This is a genomic window from Cupriavidus sp. 05T41 (genome assembly GCF_056396525.1).
Genome location: NZ_JBFTLQ010000167.1, coordinates 1 through 5,474, shown reverse-complemented (window position 1 = coordinate 5,474; position 5,474 = coordinate 1). Strand labels below are relative to the sequence as shown.

General features: G+C 71.9%; 4 protein-coding genes. 1 reads left to right on the top strand and 3 read right to left on the bottom strand.

Annotated elements, in window-relative coordinates; translation table 11 throughout:
* Positions 1-256 precede the first annotated feature (256 nt).
* Complete coding sequence (htpX, locus tag AC1DKV_RS39950; protein ID WP_477139695.1) at positions 257-1,135, top strand: protease HtpX; 879 nt, start codon at positions 257-259, stop codon at positions 1,133-1,135.
* A 28-nt stretch (positions 1,136-1,163) separates the two neighbouring features.
* On the opposite strand, the gene AC1DKV_RS39945 is transcribed toward htpX, so the two are convergent.
* The 3 genes from AC1DKV_RS39945 to AC1DKV_RS39935 form a co-directional block, all read right to left on the bottom strand.
* A complete protein-coding gene (locus AC1DKV_RS39945) occupies positions 1,164-2,204 on the bottom strand; it encodes a GlxA family transcriptional regulator (protein WP_441612931.1) in 1,041 nt (346 codons plus the stop codon).
* 65 nt (positions 2,205-2,269) lie between these two features.
* Positions 2,270-3,481, bottom strand: a complete 1,212-nt coding sequence (locus AC1DKV_RS39940) for an MFS transporter (protein WP_441612930.1) — start codon at positions 3,479-3,481, stop codon at positions 2,270-2,272.
* 125 nt (positions 3,482-3,606) lie between these two features.
* The coding region (locus AC1DKV_RS39935) for a diflavin oxidoreductase (protein ID WP_477139694.1) at positions 3,607-5,474 on the bottom strand (1,868 nt) is incomplete at its 5' end.

Sequence of the window (5,474 nt, the reverse complement as noted above, 5' to 3'; positions counted from 1 at the left end):
CCGCTGCACCGCCCGGGCCTGCTGCCCGACCCCGACCTCCCCCTCCAGCAGCGCCCGCCAAGCGCCTGAGCCCCGGCGCGCCGTCCTGGCGCGCGCCTCGTTTCCCGCACCTCGCCGTCAGCACCGGCGCGCCATCCGAGGCGTGCCGCGTGTGCGTCATCCGCGCATTGCCGCGCTGTCCGCGCCCGTGCGAGGTGCCAGTGCCCGTTTTGCCGTTTTTCCCTTTGATTCGACCGACTTTCCTCACAGACCAAAAATGAAACGCGTCCTGCTCTTCCTGGCGACCAACCTCGCCGTCATGCTTGTCCTCAGCTTCACCGCCAGCCTGCTCGGGGTGAGCCGATTCCTCACCGGCAACGGGCTCAACCTGGGCATGCTGCTGGCGTTCGCCGCCCTGATGGGTTTCGGCGGCTCGTTMATCTCGCTGCTKATGTCCAAGATGATCGCCAAGTGGTCCACCGGCGCCCAGGTCATCACACAGCCCGGCAACAGTACCGAAGTCTGGCTGGTGCAGACCGTGCAGAGGCTGGCCCAGCGCGCCGGCCTGCCGATGCCCGAGGTCGCCATCTACGAAGGCGAACCCAACGCCTTCGCCACCGGCGCGACCAAGAACAGCTCGCTGGTGGCCGTGTCCACCGGCCTGCTGCAGACCATGTCGCACGACGAAGTGGAGGCCGTGCTGGCGCACGAAGTGGCCCACATCGCCAACGGCGACATGGTCACGCTCACGCTGATCCAGGGCGTGGTGAACACCTTCGTGATCTTCCTGGCGCGCGTGGTCGGCTATTTCGTGGATTCGATGCTGCGCAAGAACGACGAGGAATCGAGCGGCCCCGGCATCGGCTACATGATCACCGTGGTGGTGTGCGAGATCGTGTTCGGCGTGCTGGCCAGCATCATCGTCGCCACCTTCTCGCGCCATCGCGAATACCGCGCCGACGCCGGCGCGGCGAAGCTGATGGGCTCGCCGACGCCGATGGTGGCGGCGCTGCGCCGCCTCGGCGGCCTGGAGCCCGAAGGCCTGCCGCAGAACATGCAGGCCATGGGCATCGCCGGCGGCAAGTCGTGGCTGTCGCTGTTCTCCAGCCACCCGCCGATCGAGCAGCGCATCGCCGCGCTGCAGTCCCGCGGCTGAACGCGCGCCTGGCGACGCGCCGGCCGCTCTAGGCTGGCGCAGCCGCCAGGCTCGTTGCGGGGCACGCCCGGAACGCCGCCCGGTAGCGCTCKGGCGTGGTCTGCATATGCCGCTGGAAGGCCTGCCGCATCACGTCGGCATTGGCGAAGCCGGTGGCATGCGCGATGCCTTCCAGGCGCCGGCCGTCTTCCTCTAGCAGGCGCCGCACCGCCTCCACCCGCAAACGCTCCACGTAGCGCGCCGGCGTCTCCCCGACCTGGCGCGCGAACACGCGGGCAAAATTGCGCGGGCTCATCGCCACGCGCTCGGCCAGCACCGGCACCGACAGGTCGCGCGCCAGGTGCTGCGCCATCCATCCCTGCAACTCGCGCAGTTCCGGGTTCTGCGCGCTCTGCGCCTGCAGCATGGTGGAGAACTGCGCCTGGTTGCCCGGGCGCTGCAGGAACAGCACCAGCTCGCGCGCCACCGCCAGCGAGGCGGCGTGGCCGAGATCGTCCTGCACCAGCGCCAGCGCCAGGTCCATGCCGGCGGTGACGCCGGCCGAGGTATAGAGGTCGCCGGCGCGGATCCAGATCGGGTCGGGATCGACCTCCACCTGCGGGTGCTGCGCGGCCAGCCGCGCGGCGTGGCGCCAGTGCGTGGTGGCGCGGCGCGCGTCGAGCAGCCCGGTATTCGCCAGCATGAAGGCGCCGGTGCAGACGGCACCGAGGCGGCGCACATGCGGCGCCTGCGCGCGGATCCAGTCGATCAGGCGCGCGTCGGTGGCCGCCGTGCGGTGGCCGGAGCCGCCGGCGATCAGCAAGGTATCGATGGGTCCMGGCAGCGTCTGCGCGATGCGGTGGTAGGGCGCGTCGGCCAGCAGCCGGATGCCGCTTTCGGTACGCACCACGCCGTCGTCGCTCACGCTGGCGATGCGGATGTCGTAGGCGGGCCCGCGCCTGCCTTCGAGCCGGTTGGCGTGGCCGAACACCGCGCTCGGCCCGGTCACGTCGAGTTCCTGCGCCGGATCCGGCGCGACGATCACCACGCTGCGTGGCGGATCGTCCGGCAAGGCAAGGCTGGCTGGCATGGCAGTCGCTCCGCGGCGGGAGCCTGGGGCAGTGGGTGGCCTGCCGATCATACCGGCGCGCGCGTTCATCCCGCCAGCACCGCCCGGCGCGCGACGCCGCGCTGCCAGCCCAGCGTGATCGCCAGCGCCACGGCCAGCGCCGGCAACACGGCCAGGTTCACTGCCTGCCAGCCGTAGCGGTACAGCACCTGCCCGGCAGCCAGCGTCGCGAGCGCGGTCAGCACGGCGGCGGAGAACTCGGCCAGCGCCTGGGTACGCGCGCGCTCCGCGGGGCGATAGGTCTCGGCCAGCAAGGTGGTGCCGCCGACGAACATGAAGTTCCAGCCCACGCCGAGGCACAGCAGGGCCACGTAGAACGCGGGCAGCGCCGTGGACGCCAGCGCCACCAGCGAACCCGTCGCAGCGAGCGCGATGCCGCACATCAGCATCGGCCCGCGGCCGAAGCGCTGCAGCAGCCAGCCGGAGAAGAACGACGGCGCATACATKCCGACCAGGTGCCACTCGATGATCTGCGCGCCTTGCGTGATGGTGTGGCTGCACGCCACCGCGGCGATGGGGGTGGCCGTCATCACGAACATCATGACCGCGTTGCCAATGCCGTTGTTGGCGAAGGCCGCCAGGAACAGCGGCTGGCGCGCGATCTCCGCGAGCGGGCGCGCGGGCAGCGCGGCCTCCGCGCGTTGCGCCTGCACCACAACGTGGGCCGGCGCGTCGCGATAAGCGAGCGCCAGCAGGAGCACGGTGGCGAGCCCGAACACGGCCACCACCGCGTAGGCGCCGGCGAATGGCTGCGCTGCCATCAGGTCGCTGCTCCACGCGGCGATGGCCGGGCCGCAGACCGCCGCCACCACGCCGCCGGTCAGTACGGTGGAGATCACGCGCGGCTTGTCCGCAGGCGCGGCGGCGTCGGCGGCGGCGAGCCGGTAGAAGCGCGCGAACGCCTGGAACACGCCGACCAGCGCGGTGCCAACGCAGAACGCGACGAAGTCATGGTGCGAGATGGCCCATACCGACACCAGGCCGCCGGCGCAGCAGGCCAGCCCGCCCAGGCAGAACGCCACGCGGCGGCCCAGGCGCTCGATCAGGAAGGCCGCCGCGATGGCGGTGACGGCGGAGGCCACGGTGATCAGCGCGAACGGCAAGGTGGCCAACGCCTTGTCCGGCGCGAGCGTGTAGCCGACCAGGCCGGTAAGCGTGAGGTCGACCGAGAGGGCCGAGGTAAACAGGGCCTGGCAGACCGCCAGGAGCCGGGCTTGCGATAGCGCGGAAGGTGTCATCGGGCGCTCCGGTGAAGGGCGTTGGGGATGACACCGAGCGTAGGGAAAGCGCCGCCACGCCGGCTGACAATGATCCGCAGATTTCTGCCATGCGGCGCGGGCGGATTCCCGGGCGGGCCAGCCGGTCAGTTGAAGACGTCCTGCCTGTAGCGCCCCTGCGCCACCATGCCGGCCAGCCAGTCCGACGCCGCCGCCTCTGCCATGCCGCCCTGCTGCGCCGCGATCTCGATCAGCGTGCGCCGCACCGCCGGCGCCATCTGCCGTCCGTCGCCGCACACGTAGAGCGCCGCGCCTTCCTGCAGCATCGTCCACACGGCGGCGCGGTCGCGCCATAGCAGATGCTGGACGAAGCGCTGGTCCGGCGCGCTGCCGGTCGAGTACGCCGCATGCGCCTGCACCACGCCCGCGTCCTGCCAGCGCGCGATGTCGTCGCGGTACAGCCAGTCGTGTTGCGGATGGCGGCAGCCGTAGTAGAACTGGCTGACGCCAACCTGCGTGCCCGCGGCCTTCTGCGCGGCGCGTTCTTCCAGGAAGCCGCGGAACGGCGCGATGCCGGTGCCCGGGCCGACCAGGATCATCGGCCTGGCGGGGTCGGCATCGGGCGCGAACGGCGGGTTCGGCGTGCGGATATGGGCAGCCACCACCGCGCCGGGCCCGAGGCCCTGCAGCCAGGTGGAAGCCACCCCGCGAAAGACGCCGCGCCCCGACAGCGCGGGCGACCAGACCGTGCCGACCGTGATGGTGGCCACATCGGGCGACACCGCGGGCGACGAGGCGATGGAATAGAAGCGCGGCCGCATCGCCACGGTGCAGGCCAGCAAGCCCGGCAAGGTCAGCTCGATGGCCGGATGGCGCACCAGCACATCCACCAGCCCAAGGCGMTGCGCGCTCGCCCTGGCCGCATAGCCTTCCGCAGGGTCGTCCGAAGCGAGGCGCTCGAGCGCGGCGCGCGTGAACGGGCAGCGCGTGTATTGCAGCAGCGTGCGCAAGGTCTGGCGCGACACCACGTCCTGCAGTTCGATGAAATGCGTGAGCAGCTCGCGCACCGGCAGCGCCTCTTCCAGCGGCAAGCCGCGCGCGGCGGCAGCATGCGCGGCGGACAGCGTCACCATCGCATCGGGATCGAGGTCGAGCCGCGCGCACAGGTCTTGCACCAGCGCCGGCTGGTTCTGCGGATAGACCGCGAGGTGGTCGCCGGTGGCATAGCGTGCGCCGGGCGGCAGCTGCAGGCGGATATCGCGCGTGGACGTGCGCGGTGCTTCCTGCGCGAAATCCCACAGGCCGGCGGGATCGTTGACCAGTTCGGTATTGGCGAGCACGGTAAAGGCCTGCGTGGACGGCGGCAGCGTGCCGGCGCGAATGGCCGCGATATCGCGCAGCCGCACTTCGACGCCGCCCGCCGCGGCCGCATCCGTCACGTCCGCTCCCTGCGCCAGGCGCAAGGCCTGCAGCGATTGCCACAGCGCCGCGAGCCACAGTTCGGCGGCGTGATCGAAGTCGCCGTTGCCGTCGGCTTCGCCGCGCGGCAGCAGCGGCATGGCGCCGGCCGCGCCGAAGAAATCGTCGAGGCGCTTGGGGAAGGCCTCGTACGTGGACCACTGCGAGTTCCCGCAGCCGAGCAAGGCAAAGCGCAGGCCCGGCGCGCGATAGTCCGCGCCGGAACCCGGCAGCGAGTCCGCCCGCCGCCGGTCGAGCATGGCCTCGAAGCGCCGCGCCGAATCGGGCGCGCGCCCGTTGTAGGTGGCCGCCACGATCACCGCCAGTCCTTCGGTGGGCAGCGCGTCCACCGCGTCGTCGAGGTCGCGCAGCGTGGCGGCGAAGCCGGCCTGCAGCGCGCCGGCGTGGATMTGCTCGGCCAGTTCGCGCGCGGTGCCCAGGCTGGAGCCGCACAGCACCGCCAGCGGCAGKCCGTCGCCCTGCACCGCCGGGCGCCCGGCCTGYACGCCGGCCACGCTCGCGGCGKCGGCCACGATGCGCTCGTGCGGACGGCGGC